Below are 21087 nucleotides of genomic sequence, written 5' to 3' on the forward strand. Positions count from 1 at the left end.
TTACCGAAATTAGTAAGTAATAAGGCTTTTTACCTGCGGAAAACACCAAAATGAGTGCGCGATTTACTAAAATTAGTAAGCGATAAGGCTTTTTGAGTAGGTGAAATGGCTTTTCGCTTGCGGAAAACACTAAAACCAGAAAGCAATAAGGCTTTTTGAGTAAGCGATAAGGCTTTTTAAGTAAGTGAAATAGCTTTTTGCTTACTTAAAACATTTAAATGAGAAAGTAATCAGCTTTTTTGTTTACTCAAAATATAAAAATGAGTCCCTAATTTAAATAAGGGACTTCCAAATAAAAAAATATTCCAATCATTAACTTACCAAACCCGCAACTCGTAGGGGCGGGGTTACCCCGCCCCTACAATTTGGCATAATTTATTTTTTGGAGTTCCCTAAAGCATAAAGCGATCGCCTTTTCCACCACCATGACAAGCCAAGAAAAACCAGAGATTATCCCCTGCTTCCAGTAGTGGCGTTTCAAAGTTTGCTTGTCAGAACCGCCGTAAGTTACCGTATGTTGGCTGAGTGAGAATCGGTGGATTGGTGGGAATTGGGGGAGAATCATCGGTAAACAGGAACATTTCATTAAATTTAGCGTCTCTTTTAAACCAATCACCCATAGCTTCAGCATCTAGTTTGGCATAATTTAGATGCTGAAGATTGTTGTACTGATTAATCCCCACTACAATCGCCCAATTTTTAGCCATTCTGCGTTGTTATGCTCGCCTTGTTGCCAGTTTACGTGGTATTACTTAATAATAGTAATCAATAAATCCTATAAGCTTGGGAAAATTTAGTTAACTCACGAATAATTTAAATCATTAAAATTATGTCAGCAGAAAATCCCACCCCAAAAGAAATCTGGATTATTACGGAAGAAGTAGCGGAAACTACAAATACCACCACTGAAACCTATACAGATACCGTCACTAGAGATGGAGCCAGAAGCGGTACTCAAGATACAGGCGGAAGATTGGGCGGAATTAAAACCACAGAAGAAATAATTATCAGCCAAAAACAAGGCCAACTAGTAATTACTAGACGCAAGGTAGAAGTATCTCAACTCAAGCAAGAAATGAAGGGATTTCTTCAAGCAATGCGAGAAATGCTTGATGAGGCGGAAGAACCCAATTCTAAAATGCAGCTAGATGAAGTTGAACTTTCTGTAGAAATTAATGGCGAAGGAAAAGTCAGCCTGTTTGGGTTGGGTGGTAAAGCCGGGGGAAAAGGCGCGATGACTTTTAAGTTTAAGCGGAAATAATTTGGTAGTTGAAGATGGGTAGGAATTGGGCGATTGTTGTTGGGATCAACACATATGATAATCTTCTACCATTAAAATATGCTCAGTTGGATGCTGAGGCTATGGCGACTTGGTTCAAGGAAGCCAAGTTTGAACAAGTTTTTGTGTTCACAGAAAATTCTCCATCTATTGGCCAAGTAGGTATTTACTCAGTTAACCCTCCTATACCTACCCAACCAACTTATGCACGCTTTCAAAGAGCCTTGGACGTACTTTTTGAAACTCCTTTGCTGAAGCCAGAAGATAATTTCTGGTTTTTCTTTGCTGGACATGGTAGAAGATATGCAGACAAAGACTATTTGATGTTCTTGGATAGTAATCCCCAAGCTGTTGATAGAACCGCTATTTCTGTGGATTATGTCACCAAAAGATTGCGTCGCAGTGGTGCTGGTAATGTAGTGTTGTTTTTGGATGCTTGCCGAAATGAAGGTAGTCGCTCAGGATTAGGAATTGGTGAAGAAAGACATCAGGGAGTTATTACATTTTATTCCTGCACAGCTAATCAGGAAGCTTATGAAATTGATGAATTACAACATGGGTCATTTACCCATTCCCTATTAGAAGGATTGCGACTACAGGGTGAGGCTAATTGTGCCACAGTCGAGCGGTTAGCACAATATTTACGTTATCAAGTTCCTGCTTTGAATACTCGCTATGGCAAGGCAGTACAAAATCCTTATTGGCAGGCAGAACCGCCTTATAAAATGCATTTTATTTTATTAGAGCAAGCTGCCACCCTTAGAGATGTAGAGCCATTAAAATATCAAGCTTCTCAAGCTGAAAATAGAGGTGATTTATTATTAGCAAAGCAATTATGGGTGAGAGTTTTAGCTGTATCTCGTGGTGATTGGGAAGCAATTGAAGCGATTGAAAGAATTGCCCGTAAGCGAGGAAGTTTTGAACCGACAAGCTCAAATTCTGAACCTGCTACTTCCTCAAGCGGAGGTAGGTCAGTAAGTAATAAACTGTTAGCTCAAAAACAAGAAGAATATCGGCAGAATTTAGTAAAGTATGAGCAAGCTTTTTCTCAAGCAATTAAGCAAGAATATCCCCTCAGTACAGCTAGTCGTAAAAAGTTAACCAGCTTACAACAATCTTTGCATCTGACTAATGAAGAAGTTGTAAAAATTGAACAGCCAATTTTTGCTCAAAAGCGAGCAGAATACAGTCAACGTCAAGAAGAAGAGAGAATTAGACAGCAACAAGAAGCTGAATATCAGCAAAAATTGCGGCAGTATGAGCAAAAATTCATTCAAGCCGTTGAGCAAGAATTTCCTTTAAATAAAACAAGCCGTAGACAGTTAAAAAATTTACAAGAATCTTTACAGCTTCCTGATGAAGAAGTATCGCAAATTGAACAACCAGTTATTGCTCAGAAGGAGGCAGAATATAAGCAGCAGCAAGAGATAATTAGACAGCAACAAGAAGCTGAAAAACAACGACAAGAAGAAGAAGCCGTAATACTGAAGCAGCAGGAAGCAGAAAAGAAACGGCAGCGAGAGGAAGCAGAATATCGCCAAAAATTACAGCAGTATGAGCAAAGGCTAATTACAATAATTAGAGCTAGACATTCTCTTGATAGTTATGATGTTCGGTTGAGGTTAAAGATACTTCAATGGACTTTAGGACTTAAACAAGCGGACATCACTGCTATTGAAACTACAGTTATAGCTAGCTATGCTCAACCTAATCAATCGAATTTACCACCAATAACTCGACAAAAGTTTTTGAAATTGGCTGGTTTAGGAAGTGCAGGTTTAATAACAGCAGTGGTAGGTCGTGAAATGTTTAATAGTCTATTACCAAAACCTATTGTAGCAAAACCTAAATATATACTTTCAACCGAGAAGGTATTTGGATTACCTATATGGATGGTTGAGTTTGAAACGGTAACAGTAGATAAAACTGGAGAGGTAATTAAACGAAATTCTAATAAGCAAGCTAAATTATTTAAGCAAGACTTAGGTAATAATGTCACCTTAGAAATGGTGGAAATTCCCAGTGGCAAATTTATGAGGGGTTCGCCACAAGGGGAAGGATTTGATACTGAAAAACCTCAGCTTCAGGTAACGGTTAAGTCATTCTTTATGGGTAAAAATCCAGTCACACAAGCACAATGGAAAAGAGTAGCAGCATTCCCCAAAGTTAACCGTGACTTGGAAGCAGACCCATCTTATTTTAAAGGAGATAACCGACCAGTAGAGCGAGTGTCTTGGTACGATGCAGTTGAGTTTTGCTTACGCCTTTCCAAATATACAAACAACCAATATCGTCTACCAAGTGAAGCAGAGTGGGAATATGCTTGTCGTGCAGGAACAATATCACCATTTTACTTTGGCGAGACAATTACAACTGATTTAGCCAATTACAACGGCAATCGCACTTACGCTTCTGAGCCAAAAGGCAAATATCGCGGAGAAACAACAGAAGTAGGAATTTTTCCACCCAACGACTTTGGATTATACGATATGCACGGGAATGTTTGGGAATGGTGTCAAGATGATTGGCATGACAGCTATCAAGGAGCGCCAGCAGATGGTACTGCGTGGTTTGATGATAACAATCAACTTTATCAAAAACAAGGAAGAGCCGTACTGCGGGGCGGTTCTTGGGACTACAATCCTAAAAACTGCCGTTCTGCGTCTCGCTTCAACAACGATGGGGCGGAGCGCGACGTCATCGTCAGCGCTTTTGGTTTTCGTGTTGTCTGCGCGTTCGGGAGGATTCTTCAGTAGCCCTTTAGACTTTAGCCTTTTTCCCCTTTACTCTTGTTTCTTTTTCCCTTCTTAAGCGTAGCGAAGCGGAGCGATAAAAATTTTTTTTTAAATACAAAAGCATCCTGATTTTTTTGAAGAACAGAGATGTAGCGTTGACGGTGCGTTAGCCTACGGCATAACACACCCTACTAGCGTGGCAAGCTTAAAATGTTGCAATATAATTTTCTTGTGGGGTGGACATCTTGTCCGCCCAGGACGGGCGAGACGCCCATCCCACAAGAGTTTTATCTAAATCAAAAAGAACGTCCCTTACCGAGTCGGAAAGGGACGTAACAGTTAACAGTTATCAAATTTAATGGCTACAGCTAGTTTCCTTTTTCTCGTGTCCCTTACAACCGCCTTCGTGATGGTGGTGTTCGTGATTTCCACCCGCACAGCCTTGTAAATCTTTGCTCATCAGGTTTTCCGCCATTTCCCGGAAGGATTCATCAACTGGTTGTAAGCCAATCCAAGCGTCGATGGTTTCCACTTCAAATCCTACCTCACAGCGATCGCCTACTTGGAGTAAGGGACGGCGAATTAATAGCGGATCTTGCAGCATTAAGGCTAATGCGGTGTTTGCATCAAGTTTTTCAGGAACCACTTCACCTGATTTTACTCGTGGCGCACTTTTATTAAACCATTCGGCTACGGGGCGATCGCCAAAAAATGACCGCAATCTTTCCGCAGTCCAAGGTTCTGTGAGTAAGCTATAGGCTACAACTTCATGTCCTGCGGCGGTTAATAATACTTTTTGCCGAGTACCGCCTTTACAGCCTGGTTTTTCATAAAAAATTACTCTAGCCATTGATTCATCTCCGGGTTATATCTTTTATCTGGTTAGTGATTTTCAACACAGAGTTACGCAGATGTTGACTATTGACTATTGACTATTGACTATTGACTGTTGACTGTTGACAGCCCTGACGATGGATTGTGCAATTTAAAAGCACAATAGCTGATTGAACCTAAAATTTTTTGGCGATGTGAGTTACTGGATTAAACTCAAATCTTTCTTTAGGATCTGTTTCTCCATAAAGGTTAAAAGTCACAGTTGGTTCATCACCTACTGCTTCTACAGAATGAATTGCGTCAGGAGTAAAACTAATAATATCTCCTGGTAATAGATGAATTTCTCCCGTTGCTTCCACTTTATTTTCTGCATCGGAGCTAGGATTACGCCGCCAAATTGTGTTCTTTTCTTGACCTTTTAAAACTGCAACAATTCCCCAGGTTCCATGATTATGAATTGTCGATGATGTCCCTGGTGCAAAGGTGACTGTTTGCACTGTCAACGGGAAACCTAATTCATCATACATGAGTAACACAGAAGTGCCAGTTTTGGGACAAGGTTCTAAATGTTGACTCCGTACCCAATAAGAATTAACAATTAAACGCCTTACCAGCATTCTTAATTCTGGTAAACGGCTAGATTCATCCTCAACATCATTGAGAACGTCTTCCACTTCAGTTAAAAACCGATAAAGACGATAATTCTCTCGCAGTAAATCCCATGCTCTCGCAGATTTACACGCTTGTAACTTGCCATCGCCAGCTACAAGAAAATCCCTACCTTGCATATGTTTTAAACTAAACTAAACTAATCGAAAAGTATTTTGTGGGAGAACAGGGCCGGGCGGAAGCGACGGCGAATTCATTGGTGGAAGTTCAATCCGAACAACAGGAGGAGGAATTAATGTAGCAGAATGTATGGGAGATAAGCTAAGAAAGTTATTGGACAATGAATGATTCATGACTTTTGTCTCAATCCTTAATAATTACTCATTTGTAATTGATAATTCGTAATCAAATAGGTATCAGCAAACACCAATTTTTCAATTAGTGCTGCTATTTGATAGTTAAAACACAGATGATATTTAGGGCAATATACAGCCAGTCTTGTTTCCAGCTATTGCCCATAACTGTGTAAAACTTAATTACGAATTACGAACTACGAATTACGAATTATTAATCCTCTTCTTCAGGCGGACGGGTAAGAATATCCAGCAGGATTCCGGCTCCAAAATCGTTATTTGGATCTATGGCTTTGACTCGACTACTAATTATTTTAGCTTCTTCGATATTGCCTAGCTTTGCTAATACTAATCCCGAAGCAGCGTAAGCATTCAAATATAGCCTGATTTGGGGGTCTTCCTTCCGACTCACTAAAATCGGTTGCAGTTGTTCCCACGCATCAGGAAATTTTTCTGCTTCCTTAATTTTATCTAATAATTGGTTTGTTGTTTGCAATGCTAAAGAATAATTATTTTTGTAATAAAAGTACCTATATGCTGCTACTAAAACATCTGTATAATCGCCTGTTTTAGCAATAGCCTGTTGCATATATTTCTCAGATTCTGCGGTATTTTCCCAAGTCTCGGCAGCTAAAATTAACAGCTTTTTGACATCTTCAGGAACTTGGAACCATGAGAATTTATTCGCATCTACTTGCATAGTAATCTCCAAGATTGGGCATGGGGCATTGGGCATGGGGCATTGATGAGCATTTGTTATTTATCTCTCTTGTCCTCCCTTTTCATCCCTAGGGCGTGTTTTCAAACTCTAAATTAGACTTAATTGTAGGTTGGGTTGAGGAACGAAACCCAACATTTACGTCACTTCGTTGGGTTGCGCTTGGCTTAACCCAACCTACTTTTGGAGTTTGAAAACAGTCCCTAGCCCCTAGCCTCTAGTCTCTAGTCCCTAATTTAAAACAAAGTGAGAATGTACACTAGGGTAAAGAGAATAATCCAGATGATGTCTACAAAGTGCCAGTAAATTTCTGCCATTTCAATACCAGTGTGTTTGGTAGCAGAATAATGGCCTGGGCGGAGCGATCGCCATAACACGCCTAAAATTAATAACAGTCCCACAAATACGTGCAAACCGTGGAATCCTGTCATCAAGTAAAAGCAGTTGGCGAAAACGTTGGTAGTCAAGCCATAGCCTAGTGTGGCATATTCATACACCTGACCGCCTAAGAATACCGCACCCATAATTGCGGTGAGGATGTACCAAAACCGCATGGCTTTGACGTTATTCTTTTTAATCGCTTTATCACCAAAGTGAATCACGAAACTGCTGGACACCAGAATAATGGTGTTAATTGTCGGCAGAAATAACTCTACCTCTGTTCCTTCGGGAGGCCAAACTTCTGTACCACCTCTCAAGTACAAGTAAGTGGCGAAAAATCCGCCAAACATCAGGGATTCGGAAACGAGAAAGGTTAACAATCCCCAGACTCGTAAATCTGGATGATGTTCTTGGTGCTGTTCGCTGGTTGTTGTCGCTATGGTCATATTGTTTAATTAGTGGTCATGAATTGCTGGTGAAGGGGCTAGGAGAAAGTATCGTGCTGTGGTGTCATCCCGCCCAGAACTGAAGTTCCGGGCTAATAGTCTAAGTCCACTCAAGTGGACTGAAATATGCGGTTTAGTCTACTTCAGTAGACTTGAACTATTAGCCTGGGAATTAATTCCCAGGCGGAATAGCAACGCCGCCAGAGATTTGAGCAATGATAAAGGTTAGGGGCTGGTATTTTTAAGCATGAAAATCTCTGTTTCTCTATCCCCTAGTCCTTAGTTTTTCTAACTAAGCGCTAACTTCTGGTGTACCTACCGGCACATGATCATGACCGTAGTCGTAAGGGCCGTGAGTAACAACGGGCAATTCTTCCCAGTTTTCAATTGCTGGTGGGGAAGCGGTTGTCCATTCTAAGGTTAAGCCTTGCCAAGGATTATCACCGGCTAAAGGCCCTTTGAGCCAGCTTTGAATCACGTTGTAAGCAAAGGGAATAACTGAAAGCCCCAGGATGATTGAACCAAAGGTACAAATCTGGTTAAGATTAATAAACTGGGGATCGTACATTGCCACACGGCGAGGCATACCTTGCAAACCTAGTTCGTGCATAGGTAAGAAGGTAAGGTTTGTACCGATGAAGGTAAGGGCAAAGTGAATTCTACCCCAAGTTTCATTTAACATCCGACCAGTCATTTTGGGGAACCAGTGGTAAATACCGGCGTAAATCCCAAATACAGAACCGCCAAATAGTACATAGTGGAAATGTGCCACTACATAATATGTATCGTGGACATGTACGTCAAAGGGAGCAGTACCCATTGTCACGCCGCTTAAGCCGCCCATGACAAACATGGATAACAAGCCGATCGCAAATAGCATGGCACTGGTAAAGCGAATCTTACCACCCCATAATGTAGCTACCCAGCCGAAAATCTTCACGCCTGTGGGCACGGCAACAAGTAAGGTGGAGATGGTGAAGAACATCCGCATCCAGCCGGGTGTACCACTGGTAAACATGTGGTGAACCCAAACAAATAACCCGACAACGCAAATAGCCAAGCTGGAATAAGCGATCGCTTTATAGCCAAAAATTGGTTTACGTGCGTGAACGGGAATTACTTCGGACATAATGCCGAAGATGGGCAGAATCATTAAATATACTGCCGGGTGAGAATAGAACCAGAACAAATGTTGATACAGGACAACATTACCGCCTGCATCTGGTTTAAAGAAGGAAGTACCAAAGTTAAGGTCAAACAATAACAGCACCAAACCAGCTGCTAACACGGGTGTAGAGACAAGTGCTAGTACGGAAGTTGCTAAAATTGCCCAGCAAAACAAAGGTAATTGATCCCATTTCATGCTGGGAACCTTCATCATCAAAATGGTGATGACAAAGTTCAGGGAACCCAAAATTGAAGAAGTCCCCACCAACACGATCGCCAAAACCCACATACTTTGAGCGATGGGTGCTGTGACTAAACTTAAAGGTGGGTAAGCTGTCCAACCAGATTGAGAACCGCCAAAGATAAAACTAGCAAGTAATAACAAACCTGCTGGTGGGTTTAACCAAAAGGCGATCGCATTCAATTTGGGGAAAGCCATATCCCTAGCACCAACCATGAGCGGTACTAAGAAGTTACCAAATCCCCCGATCGCACTGGGAACAATCCACAGGAAAATCATAATTGTCCCGTGGTTTGTCATGAAAGCGTTGTAAAGATTGGGGTCGATGAAATCAGCTTCCGGGGTTGACAATTCAACCCGAATAGCCATCGCCATCAAACCGCCAATAATATAGAACACAAACGCTGTCACCAGGTATTGAATCCCAATGACTTTGTGATCCACATTAAAGGTAAAGTAATCCTGCCATCTCCAAGCTGTAGGATGTGCAGCGTGACCAACCACCGGATTTTGTCCTTTATTCTTATCTGGTGGCGTATTTCGCGGAAATTCTACTTTTGTCATTTGCTTAGTTGTCAGTTGTTAGTTGTCAGTTGTCAGAGACGCGATGAATCGCGTCTGTACAATCGTCATTTGTCTAAAACTTATAAACAATGACCATTGACTATTGACTAATGACTCTTGACCATTGACTCTAGAGTTGCTGCATTCACGCCCAAATCTTTTACATGGGGTGCAAGAAACTCGGATGTTGATAAGTCAGCTGGGTTAATTGCGATCGCTTGACGCAAATCTGGCTTTTGGGCAATTTGGTTTTCTGCTAACCAGCTTTGATACTCTTCTGGAGTATGCACAACTACCTCAGATCGCATGGAACCGTGATAACCACCGCACAGTTCAGCGCAAACTACAGGATATGTACCCGGCTTTGTGGCGACAAACCGCAATTGCGTAGCAATACCAGGAATTGCATCTTGCTTGATGCGGAAATTGGGTACCCAGAACGAGTGAATTACATCCTGTGCTGACAAATTGAGTTGCACATCAGCACCAACGGGAACGTGTAATTCCCCAGCAGTCACGCCACTATCAGGATAGTTAAAGATCCAAGCGTACTGCATCCCTTGGACATCAACAACTAAATCCGGTGCTTTGTCTTGGGTTTTAGATGTTGCACCAATGCCAATTTTGGGTGCAGCTTGAGCTGTTCCAGGTTCATCCAAAGTAGCAGCGATCGCACTACCGCTCATGTGCGCCACGTGAGTTCCGCCATGAGGATGACCGGCTGGTTCTAACCCGCCCATACGATTAAAAACATCTACGCTGTAGATGCCTAAACATACGACAATCACTGTGGGGATAGCAGTCCAGAAAATTTCTAAGGGAACATTGCCTTCAACGGGAACACCATCGGTATTATCTCCCCGACGACGACGGTACTTAAACAAGAAAATCACAATCGTTCCTTCCACTACCAAGAAAAGAGCGATCGCGATCGTAAACATCACATTAAAAAACCCGTCTACCATCGGCGCTTGTAACGACGCCTGTACAGGTAATAGACTGTGATGCTGACCAATCCAAATGCTGATTGCGGAAACTAATATCCCAGCAACCAAAGTCCATAGTGAAACGGGAATTTGTTCCATACATACCACCTGCTCTGTAAAACGCCGTCAAAGGGAATTGGGTTTTGGGCATTGGGCATTGGGCATTGGGCATTGGGCATTGGGCATCGGGCATTGGGCAAAGACGCGATGAATCGCGTCTCTACAATTGTCCTCCTTGTCGCCCTTGTCCTCCTTGTCCCCCTGCTCCCTGCTCCCTGCCCCCCTGCCTTCCTCATCCCTCTTCCCTTCATCTACAGGGCAGCGTTTTGTTTTCTTTCTCTTTTTCTAACTTGCAATTATAAAAATTGGGGGGAATTTTCCAGATCTTTTCACATCTTTCCCCCCAAAATATTTAATTTAAAATCTTTATTTTGATGACAAAGTATCCCGCAACTTTGACGAAAACCTAGTTCAGGAGAGTACTTTTAGCTTTAATATTAATTTAGCTAGTTGACGAGCAAGTATGGATTTGTTAATAGATAACACTTTAAGATTTACGCATTTGTTTACTACGAACTTTTTCCCAACATCGAGTAAACACTAAAGCAACATAGCCAGCATAAATAACTACACAGTTGCACAAGGTTATAAAGCTTACTTTCCACACTTTCTTACCTTCTGCCATCTGCTTGGGCACTGAGCGAAGTCGAAGTGCTGCCATCTGCCTTTTTACAATCCCCTCAAATTACCTTGCCTTTTAGTACCTCCTTGAACTAGTGAAAATATTGACTAATGCCAAACCATTCTAGCTGTTTAATGGAGCGTGTGAGTAGCAATTCTTAGGACAAATTCTCGAACAAGCTTCACAACCAATGCAGTTTTCTGGTGTAGCAACAACCATTACTTTACGTTCAATTTCTTCATCATCTTCATCCTCAACAAATTCGCCTTCTTCGTTGAGAGCTTTTAGATCTAAGACATTGTACCCGCATACTTTCATACATCTGCCACAGCCGATACATTTATCTTTGTCAATTGCTTGAGCAAATTTTGGAGTCCAAGTTTTACCTCCAAAGGTTAATCCTGTTAGTTGTGCCATGATAAATCCTCGGCAATTTGCCTAAAAATATGTTGGTGCCTTAATCATTATCCTAACCTAATCTTAATAGTTTGGTTGTGCCATTAAAGCTGGATTTCGCTATCATCAAAATTTTCTGACTTTTGCAAAATCGCAATTAATTTATGTATTGACTATGTTAATTGAAAGCTTTTAGCAATAATTAAAAATAATCTTGATCTAAGTCATGCTTGCTTAACATCTGTTGTCGCTTTTTCTGCGATAATCGGGCATTGTTGATTTTAAAAATCTCAACAGCAACTTCTAGCATTAAACATCAATTATATGAATAGCGATGAGTATAAAAATCTAGTTTGATACAATTGATGCCCTTGTCAAAATCAGATTTTTTTGCTTGCTATATATAGCCTTTGGCAAGGTATTGAGATATACAGATGAAGTTTTATTAATAGCGATCGCTTTTGTTACTCTAATAGTTAGTATGCAAATTATTGCTTATATAATTTATAGTTGATTATTGATACAAACACAAAAAACCTAAATGTTATCTTGGCACATTACAGCAAATTTTAGCCCAAAGTCAGCTTAATTGCAAAACTGTAATAATTATGGCAGAATATGAACTAATGTAAAATATTAAAAGTATTAATAAACAAGTTGAATACTATTAAATATAAGCGTTGGTGTTCGCCAAAAACACTTAGGGTAAGGTTTTAAGGTCTTAACAAAATACTCTTTGAATCTCTGCGGATAAAATCCTTAAGAAAGCTCCCCAGGCTCATTGTGAACAAACTTCTCAATATGATTATGAAATCTATAGTTAATAAAGAAGTAAATGATAAGGCTCTGGCGATAAGCCTGAAGTAGTTTACCAGTGGATGCAATATCTCAGAATGAATATGGACAGATTACCTAGCAAGAAAAATCTTTCTTGTTAGCAAAATCAACTGGTAGTGAGTCGTGGATGTAATAAATACAAAGTAAACATCCAGGGGAGACTTAAGCCAAACATCTCAACGAGTATAGTTAGAAGTGCATTATGCCATATACAATTCCTAACAACAGTTGCGTTGGATGTGATAATTGCCGTCCCCAATGTCCGACGGGTGCAATTAAAATCGAAAACAACGAATATTGGATCGATCCTTGTCTTTGTAATAATTGTGAAGGTTATTATTCTGAACCGCAATGTGTAGTTGCATGTCCAATCAAATCACCAATTCCTTGGCAAGCGAAAAAGGGTAGATGTAAAGTAGAACCGCGAGATGCTACCAGCCCAGATTTATTTTCTAATGGTAAAAATAATGCTTTTGCGTCAGCAATTGTGATTTGGGAAGCTTGTAATGTTCTAGCACAACGCACTTCTTTAAATTGGGAAATTGATGAAGCTGGACATTTATGTTATAGCCGCCAAGTTAATCAAGGTAAAGGTGCGATCGCATTTCATATCCAAGACCCATGTAATACTAATAATCGCACTACAGATATTGAGGCTATTGAAGCTTTAGATATTAGAGCAGCTTGCGTTCATTTAATTTTTGCGGCTCATGCTACCGCTTTAGAGCAACCTTGGGAGCAAGAATTCGCCATTGATGAACGTCAGCTAGAGAAATATTTAGGATTAGAAAAACGCAAAGATTTGACTAAAAACGTCAAACTCGCATTAATGAAAAATATCGTCCTGCAAGCTTGTTCCTTAATTGTTTCTATTGACTGGCCGCCACAAGGTAGAATAAATGGATTCTCAATTGCGGGTACTCGCTTGTGGCGTTTAGTTGACATTGAACACCACTTTCAAGAAGATGATATTGGCTGCAAATACTTAATTGGCTTAACTTTTAAAATTAAAGCTGGACTATGGGCGCAGCATTTCTTAAATAAACAAGCCTGTAAGGAACGCACTGCATTTTATCAATATGGTATTCTCCCCAAAACACTATTAACTACAGTAATGAGTATTTGGCAGCAACATGAAGGTACAGCTAGACTCATGCTGTGGTTGCTGTTTAAAACCAAAATGGGTAGAGAACAACGCATTACTGTTCCCACCTTACTGCGTGTTGCTTATGGCGAACATAAAGTTACTTTAGCTGCTAGACAACGAGAAGAACGCAAACGTTTGTTGCGGACATTTGAAAGCGATTTAGAAATACTTAATCATTATGGAATTAAACCTATATTTGATCCAGTTACCTATCCGCCAAACATTCAACCCCTATGGGCAAAGTTAGCCGATATTCCCGAAGATCCAGAAGCGGCGTTAGAATTTTGGACAAATGATGGTGGTGGCGATACAAGGTTAACAGATACAGGCCCCCGTGGTAAGTGGAATTTGCTAATGAATGCGCGAATTTTATCCTTTAACTTACCAATTGAATGGGAGCATCAAAACTCAGACTCAGATAAAAAGCCAAGACGGACAATCAATAAAGCTAGAAGACAGCCGAAAACCACAGGCGATTTACTGGGAGAACAAATTTTACAAGCGCGAAAAAACCTCAATTTGTCGCAGCGAGAATTGGCTAAGTTGACAGGTAAAAGCCAAAGCTGGATTCGCGACATCGAAAACGGGCGGTTAAAAGTTAAGCTAGAAGACCAAGCAATATTACGGAAAATACTGAATATGGCTTGATGGATGAAAAAAGCTAAAGTTTCTAGGCTGGATTGATTTAGCGATCGCATTTTTGGGATATTGAGGAGAGCGATCGTTTTGTTATACCAATTTGAAGAATGATCGCTACAAATGTAGGTTGGGTTGAGGAACGAAACCCAACATCCCAAAGCCTTGTATATGTTGGGTTTCACTTCGTTCAACCCAACCTACACATCTGTCGCATTCTTTTTTTAAATTGGTATTACTACTAAAGCACATCAATATATTCTAGAGGGCATGGCAATGCCATGCCCCTACCATTTATAATTGAAAATTAACCGTATATTTTCGTAAGTGTATATCTATTTTTTTGTATAAAATAAGGAGAAAACCTTGTTATGAGGTAGTTAATGGTACTAGATTTACAGAAGTTTTATCAGGCGTGCAATCCAAGCAAAACCTTAGCCGTAGAGAATCCTGAGGATCGTAAATATTATATTGATTTCTGCTCCGTGCGCGGTGGCAAGATTATTGAAGAGTTAAAAGAAAACATCACCTTTTTTTCACCCGATGAGCCTACCTGTGAATTATTTACAGGTCATATTGGTTGCGGTAAGTCTACGGAATTACTCAGACTCAAAGCTGAATTAGAACAAGTAGGCTTTCATGTAGTGTATTTTGAGTCTAGCCAAGACTTAGAAATGGGTGATGTTGATATTGGAGATATTTTACTGGCGATCGCTCGCCGTGTGAGTGAAAGTCTTGATAGCTTAGAAAAACTCAATCTCCCTGAACCTCTAGGTCTAAAAAAAATCCTTCAAGGAGCCGCTAAACTATTAACCACAGAAATTGAAGTTTCAGCAGAAGCCATGATTCCTGGTCTTGCTAAGGTAGCAGCTGGTAGTGATGGGAAGTTTTCAGCAGAAGCTACGATTTTAGGCTTAGGAGAACTCAAACTTAGCGAGCAAGAGGGAATATCCCTAGTAGCCGCAGGTATTGGCAAGATTTCTGCCAAAGCCAAAAATAGTCCTGAACTTCGCAATAAGTTAAAAGAATATCTTGGCCCCAGAACAAAAGGTATTTTGGACGTAATTAACGAAGAATTGCTGTTACCTGCAATAGCGAAACTTAAACAACAGGGTAAAAAAGGACTAGTTGTAATTGTTGATAATCTCGATAGAGTCGAGACTACTGCTAAATCTTGGGGACGACCTCAACCAGAATATCTATTTATAGATCGTGGAGAACAATTAACTCAACTTAAGTGCCATGTACTTTACACCATGCCTTTAGAGTTGATGTTTTCTAATGATTTAAGCAGACTCACACAGCGATTTATGGTCGATCCAAAGGTTTTACCAATGGTACCAGTTAAATTGCGCGATGGTAGTGAATGTGGTGAAGGAATAGCATTATTGCGCCAAATGGTGTTAGCAAGAGCTTTTCCTGAGGTAGCTGCTGAATATAGGCTGGCTTTAATCACAGAATTGTTTGATACACCAGAAACTTTAAATCGCCTATGCTGTGTCAGTGGTGGTCATGTTCGCGAATTACTCAGGCTGCTGAATGACTGGATTAAGAAAGAACGAAAACTTCCTTTGTCCCGTGAAACCTTAGAAGCTGTAATTAGAGCTTATTGCAATCAAATGACTTTAGCTATAACTCATCATGAGTGGGAATTGTTGCGCCAAGTTCAACAGCGAAAATGGGTGAGTGGTGATGAAGGCTATCGTGTTTTAGTACACAGTCGATTTGTTTATGAGTACCGCGACACTCAGGGTTCATGGTTTGAAATTAATCCGATTTTGGCAGAAGCATCAGCCTTAAACCAAATTTAGAGACTGTTTGAAAAGTGGTTGGCTATGATTTTAAACACTGTTGATCCCCCCTACCCCCCTTAAAAAAGCTACGGTGTATATACAAGTCTTATAACCTAGCCCGATAACGTTTTGATCCCCCCTAACCCCCCTTAAAAAAGGGGGGAATTAGAATCAAAGTCCCCCTTTTTAAGGGGGATTTAGGGGGATCTAAAAGTCTCGAATACTATACAAAAAATTTAAGAGACATCTTCTTAGATTTTTTTGGACATTTACACAGTAAAAATTTCCCAATATTTAGCTGGAAAAGATATTAATAAGTATGCAAGAAGCGCACAGCATCGAAACTTATAACGAAAATTCTTTACAAGAGTTAGCATGGGCGATCGCAACTTCTCAAGGAGAATTTTCTCTTATTTTGGCGCTGTGTAATGCTGCTAGCTTGCGACAGTCTTTAACTCAAAGGTTACAAGCATCTTGTTCACAGCAGATTCGGGAAATAGTTTTGTATAAGTCTGTGAAAACATTTTTTCAGGCTATCCAAAACTCACTAGGCGAAAAACAACCGCAAGCGCTGATAGTATCTGCTTTAGAGTCAGTCAAACAGCTTGAGCAAGTGCTGACAGCTGCTAACCAAGTACGAGAAGAATTTAGGAAAAATTTTCATTTTCCTTTAATAGTATGGGTGACAGATGAAGTATTGCAAAAGCTGATGCGATTAGCACCAGATTTACATAGTTGGACAACAACAGTTGAATTTGCGATCGCTACTGATGATTTAATTAATTTTATTCGGCAAACTGCTGATGATATTTTTACCAAAGTATTAGATTCTGGTGCAGGAAGATATCTCGATAGTAATGCACTAAATCTGCAAGTTGGTTCGCCACGCCGCATTGAGTTAGAGTCAGCGCGAACTGAATTACAAAATCGCGGTGTATTCTTAAAATCAGAATTAGAAGCCAGCTTAGAATTTGTCCTTGGTCGAGCTTTTTCTGGTTCAATGGAACAATCTCGACAACATTATGAGCGCAGTTTAGCACTATTTAACGATCCTGCCCCATCTCCCGAATTACTAATTCATCAAGGATGTGTACTCTACTCTCTAGGTATTTGGTGGGGTACATACGCTATATTGCATCATCCTGAACAAAATAGCGCTCGTAGTATTACCAAAGATTATTTACAAAAATGTATTCAAATATTTGAACAGGTTAATCGTCAAGATTTAGTAGCTAAGTTTATAAATGCTTTAGGATTAGTCTTACAATTGCTTGAGGAATGGAATGATTTGGCAGATGTTGCTAACAAAGCATTAGCACTGCATCAAACATATCCTCATCAGTTAAAACTAGCTAGAGCTTACGGATTTTTGGCTGAAGTAGCAATAGCAAAATCAGCTTGGGTTGAAGCTAAACAAACAGCTGAAACAGCACTTTCTTTACTCAATAGTGTAGAACTCAATCCAGATCATCCTGACTTTCAAGAAATGAAAGCAGATTTAGACTGGGAAAAATTGTCTCATCAGGGTTGGTATTTATTTGCGATCGCGCGATCGCAATCTGCACTCAATCAACCAGAAGCAGCACTACAAACCTTAGAAACTGCTAGAGCAGAAACTAAAGCTCAATACGATCCAGAGCTTTACATTCGTATTTTGGCAGAGTTACGTGATGGCTATTTTAAACAAGGAGAATATTTAACTGCCTTCCATATTAAACAGCAGCAACGTTCTATTGAACAGCAGTATGGTTTTCGTGCTTTTATTGGTGCAGGTAGGTTACAACCGCAACAAGCAATAAATAACCCAGCACTACCATTAGTTGAACCACAAACAGCGATAGCTACAGAAATTGCTGCATCTGGAAGACAACAAGATATTAATCGCCTCATTGAACGCATGGGGCGTCACGATCATAAACTCACAATAATTCATGGACAATCGGGTGTTGGCAAAAGTTCTATTTTACAGGCTGGGTTAGTACCAGCATTAAAACAAAAATCTATTGGTACTCGTGATGTTTTACCTGTTGTGCAACAAGTTTATACAAATTGGGTTCGAGAACTTGCTAATAAATTACAAGAAGCAATTTCTGATTTAAGACTATTTCCAGATTTTACTTTAATAGATAATCAAGACAATATTTTACAACAATTGCATCAACATGATGATAAAAACTTACTGACCGTACTAATATTTGATCAATTTGAAGAGTTCTTTTTCGTTTGCAAAGAGCCAAAGCAACGTCAGATTTTCTATGATTTTCTTAATCAATGTCTAGATATACCTTTCATAAAAGTTATTTTGTCATTACGTGAAGATTATTTACATTATTTATTGGAATGCAATAATCGCTTAGCTGATTTTGATGTTATTAGCAACAATATTTTAGATAAAAATATTCTTTATTATTTGGGAAATTTTTCACTAAATGATACTAAACAAATTATTCAAAATTTAACGCTGAAAACGCAATTATTTTTAGAGCCAGAATTAATTAATCATTTAGTATTAGATTTGGCTAGAGATTTAGGTGAAGTCCGACCAATTGAGTTGCAAATTGTAGGAACACAACTACAAACTGAAAAAATAAACAAACTCGAAGATTATCAAAAATTTGGGACGAAAGAGAAATTAGTTGAGCGATTTTTAGATGAAATTATCAAAGACTGTGGCTGTGAAAATGAACGTGCTGCTCAACTTGTTTTGTACTTATTAACAGATGAAAACAATACCCGTCCTTTAAAAACTCATGGGGAGTTAGCGAAGGATTTAGCTGTAGAAGCTGAAAAACTAGATTTTGTATTAGAGATTTTATTGGGTGCAGGTTTAATCTTTCGTATAGCAGAATTACCAAATGACCGCTATCAATTAGTACATGATTATTTAGTACCATTTATACGCCAACAAAGAGGCGCAGAAATACTTGCAGAACTAGAAAAAGAGAAAGAGCAAAGGAAACTGGCTGAAGAAAGATTAAATCAATATCTTAAAAGGCGACTAAAAGAAGCTTATATAGCAGGAGCTGCATTAACATCACTCGTAATTTTAGCTGTGGTGTTTGGCTTCCGGGCAGAACATGAAAGGCAGCAAGCCGAAACTGGTCAAATTTTGGCACTAAGTGCTTCGTCAAAAGCTATTTTTGCTTCAAATCCTTCACTGGATGGACTTATGGAAGGTTTAAGGGCAGGAATACGGCTAAAAAAAGCAACATGGGTAAATTCTGAATCCAAAATTAAAGTCTTAGCTGTGGTACAACAAGTTATTGAGCGAGTTCAAGAGCAAAATCGCTTAGAAAGACATAGTGATATTGTCTGGGGCGTTGCTTTTAGCCCTGATGGTAAATTGTTAGCCTCAGGTAGCACGGATAAAACAGTCCGAATTTGGCTGCCTAATGGAACTTTACTACAAACTCTCGCAGGTCATAATGATGCTGTCACCAGCGTCAGCTTCAGCCCTGATGGGCGCTTCCTGGCTTCTGCTAGTCTAGATAAAAATGTACTCATTTGGCGGAAAAATCCAACTACAGGGGAATTTGACCCACAGCCATACAAAACTTTGGAAGGTCATAGCGATTGGATTTATAGCGTCAGTTTTAGTCCTGATGGTAATTTATTAGCTACTGCTAGTAAGGACGCAACCATTAAACTCTGGAATAAGAATGGAAATTTAATTAAAGTTCTTCGAGGACATCGGGGATGGGTTAACTGGGTCACCTTTAGCCCTGATGGACAATTTATTGCCTCAGCTAGTGAAGACAAAACCGTGAAAATTTGGCGAAGAGATGGCAGCTTAGTCATGACCTTGCAAGGGCAAGGACATAAACAAGGTGTTACTGCTGTCGCATTTAGTCCTAATGGTCAAATAATAGCTTCTGGGGGTAGAGATAAAATCATCAAGCTTTGGCGCAAAGAAGGCAATAACAGTAAAGATGGCTTTTATTTTCGTCCCAGTAAAACTTTACAGCAGAATAGCAAGACAATTTGGAGCCTAAGCTTTAGTTCTGATGGTAAAAAGTTAGCCTCTGGCAGTGATGATAACACCATTCATCTTTGGAGTGTGACAGGCACTTTATTGGATACATTAAAAGAACATAGTGACGCCGTCACCAGTGTCGCCTTTAGCCCAAATAACAAACTTCTGGCATCAGCTAGTTATGATAAAAGCGTGAGATTGTGGCGATTAGACGCCTCAACAATACCTATCCTCAAAGGTCATCAAGATAGAGTTTTAAGTGTTGCTTGGAGTCCTGACGGTCAAATGTTAGCTTCTGGTAGTAAGGATAAGACAATCAAACTCTGGAAACGAAATCCGAAAAGCAATGAAACCAAAGTCAATCTCTACAAAACTTTGCAGGGACACTTAGATAAAGTTACCAGTGTTACCTTTGACCCCAAAGGGGAGATATTAGCCTCAGCTAGCCACGACAAAACCGTCAAACTCTGGCGACGCGACGGTACTTTATTAAAAACACTCTCAGGACATAGCGATAGTGTTCTCAGGGTTAATTTTAGCCCTAATGGCGAGCTATTAGCCTCAGCTAGTAAGGATAAGAAGATCAAACTTTGGAGCCGTGATGGTCGCTTGCTGAAGACTCTAGTGGGGCATAATGGATGGATAAATAGCGTCAATTTCAGTCCTAATGGTCAGCTTTTAGCTTCTGCAAGTGACGATCAAACTATAAAAATGTGGCAGCGCGATGGTACCTTATTGAAAACTTTTCCACCTCAAGATAGTTGGGTTTTAGATGTGAGCTTTAGCCCTACTAATCAGCTACTAGCTTCTGCTAGTTGGGATAACACGGTTAAACTCTGGAACTATAAGGGTACATTGCTCAAAACACTGAAAGGTAATACTGATAGTATGAGTAGTGTGAGTTTTAGTCCAGATGGACAGATGTTAGCTTCAGCTAGCTGGGATAGAACTGTAAAACTTTGGAGGACTGATGGCAATTTACTCCATATTTTTAATGGTCATCAGGGTGCAGTATTAAGTGTTAGTTTCAGCCCCGATGGTAAAACTCTTGCTTCTGCTAGTGATGACAAGACAATCATTCTGTGGAGTTTAGATTTCGATTTAGATAAATTGCTGGTAAGAGGTTGCAACTATGTGCATGATTATCTAAAAAATAATATTAATGTTGATGAGAGCGATCGCCATCTCTGTGACGACATCTACAATAAAAAGTAAAACAGTGATCGTTGTATTCCTCTCTGCGCCTCTGCGCCTCTGCGTGAGACAAAATTATTTATACAATAACTCGACTAGCTAAAAATCACTCTAAG

The 21087-nt window shown here is 39.9% G+C and carries 13 protein-coding genes; 5 read left to right on the plus strand and 8 right to left on the minus strand.

What is annotated here, in order from left to right:
• Positions 1-491: 491 nt before the first annotated feature.
• Positions 492-707 carry a caspase family protein gene (locus AACW45_RS23545; protein WP_190628903.1) on the minus strand — a complete coding sequence of 72 codons (216 nt, stop codon included), beginning with the start codon at positions 705-707 and terminating at the stop codon, positions 492-494.
• Positions 708-829: 122 nt separating this feature from the next.
• On the opposite strand from AACW45_RS23545, the gene AACW45_RS23550 reads away from it, so the two are divergent.
• Together AACW45_RS23550 and AACW45_RS23555 are read left to right on the plus strand one after the other, a co-directional pair.
• Positions 830-1261 (plus strand): Pepco domain-containing protein, encoded by a 432-nt coding sequence (locus tag AACW45_RS23550; RefSeq protein ID WP_190628905.1) that lies wholly within the window; start codon positions 830-832, stop codon positions 1259-1261.
• Positions 1262-1275: 14 nt separating this feature from the next.
• Positions 1276-4035, plus strand: coding sequence for an SUMF1/EgtB/PvdO family nonheme iron enzyme (locus tag AACW45_RS23555; protein WP_242045530.1), 2760 nt, complete (start codon positions 1276-1278; stop codon positions 4033-4035).
• A gap of 334 nt (positions 4036-4369) precedes the next feature.
• Here the strand turns inward: AACW45_RS23555 and AACW45_RS23560 are convergent, their stop codons facing one another.
• From AACW45_RS23560 to fdxB, 7 genes are all read right to left on the minus strand, one after another.
• Positions 4370-4864, minus strand: a complete 495-nt coding sequence (locus tag AACW45_RS23560) for an ArsC/Spx/MgsR family protein (protein ID WP_190628907.1) — start codon at positions 4862-4864, stop codon at positions 4370-4372.
• Between the two features lie 160 nt (positions 4865-5024).
• Positions 5025-5636 (minus strand): cysteine dioxygenase family protein, encoded by a 612-nt coding sequence (locus AACW45_RS23565; RefSeq protein WP_190628909.1) that lies wholly within the window; start codon positions 5634-5636, stop codon positions 5025-5027.
• A 388-nt stretch (positions 5637-6024) separates the two neighbouring features.
• Complete coding sequence (locus AACW45_RS23570; RefSeq protein ID WP_190629251.1) at positions 6025-6510, minus strand: hypothetical protein; 486 nt, start codon at positions 6508-6510, stop codon at positions 6025-6027.
• Between the two features lie 254 nt (positions 6511-6764).
• A complete protein-coding gene (locus AACW45_RS23575) occupies positions 6765-7355 on the minus strand; it encodes a cytochrome c oxidase subunit 3 (protein WP_190628911.1) in 591 nt (196 codons plus the stop codon).
• 292 nt (positions 7356-7647) lie between these two features.
• Positions 7648-9327 (minus strand): cytochrome c oxidase subunit I, encoded by a 1680-nt coding sequence (gene ctaD / locus AACW45_RS23580; protein WP_190545652.1) that lies wholly within the window; start codon positions 9325-9327, stop codon positions 7648-7650.
• Between the two features lie 107 nt (positions 9328-9434).
• Entirely contained in the window at positions 9435-10412 is a 978-nt protein-coding gene (locus tag AACW45_RS23585) for a cytochrome c oxidase subunit II (RefSeq protein WP_190628914.1), read from the minus strand.
• Positions 10413-11118: 706 nt separating this feature from the next.
• Positions 11119-11412, minus strand: coding sequence for a ferredoxin III, nif-specific (gene fdxB / locus AACW45_RS23590; RefSeq protein ID WP_190628916.1), 294 nt, complete (start codon positions 11410-11412; stop codon positions 11119-11121).
• Positions 11413-12430: 1018 nt separating this feature from the next.
• Between fdxB and AACW45_RS23595 the strand changes: the two genes are divergently transcribed.
• From AACW45_RS23595 to AACW45_RS23605, 3 genes are all read left to right on the plus strand, one after another.
• Positions 12431-14023 (plus strand): helix-turn-helix domain-containing protein, encoded by a 1593-nt coding sequence (locus tag AACW45_RS23595; protein ID WP_190628919.1) that lies wholly within the window; start codon positions 12431-12433, stop codon positions 14021-14023.
• Between the two features lie 371 nt (positions 14024-14394).
• Entirely contained in the window at positions 14395-15822 is a 1428-nt protein-coding gene (locus AACW45_RS23600; RefSeq protein WP_190628920.1) for an ATP-binding protein, read from the plus strand.
• Positions 15823-16123: 301 nt separating this feature from the next.
• On the plus strand, positions 16124-20992 hold the full coding sequence (locus AACW45_RS23605; protein WP_190628921.1) for an nSTAND1 domain-containing NTPase: 4869 nt from the start codon (positions 16124-16126) through the stop codon (positions 20990-20992).
• Positions 20993-21087 lie beyond the last annotated feature (95 nt).

It is taken from the genome of Calothrix sp. FACHB-168 (assembly GCF_963889195.1).
In the GTDB taxonomy this organism is placed as follows: Bacteria; Cyanobacteriota; Cyanobacteriia; order Cyanobacteriales; family Nostocaceae; genus Aulosira; species Aulosira anomala_A.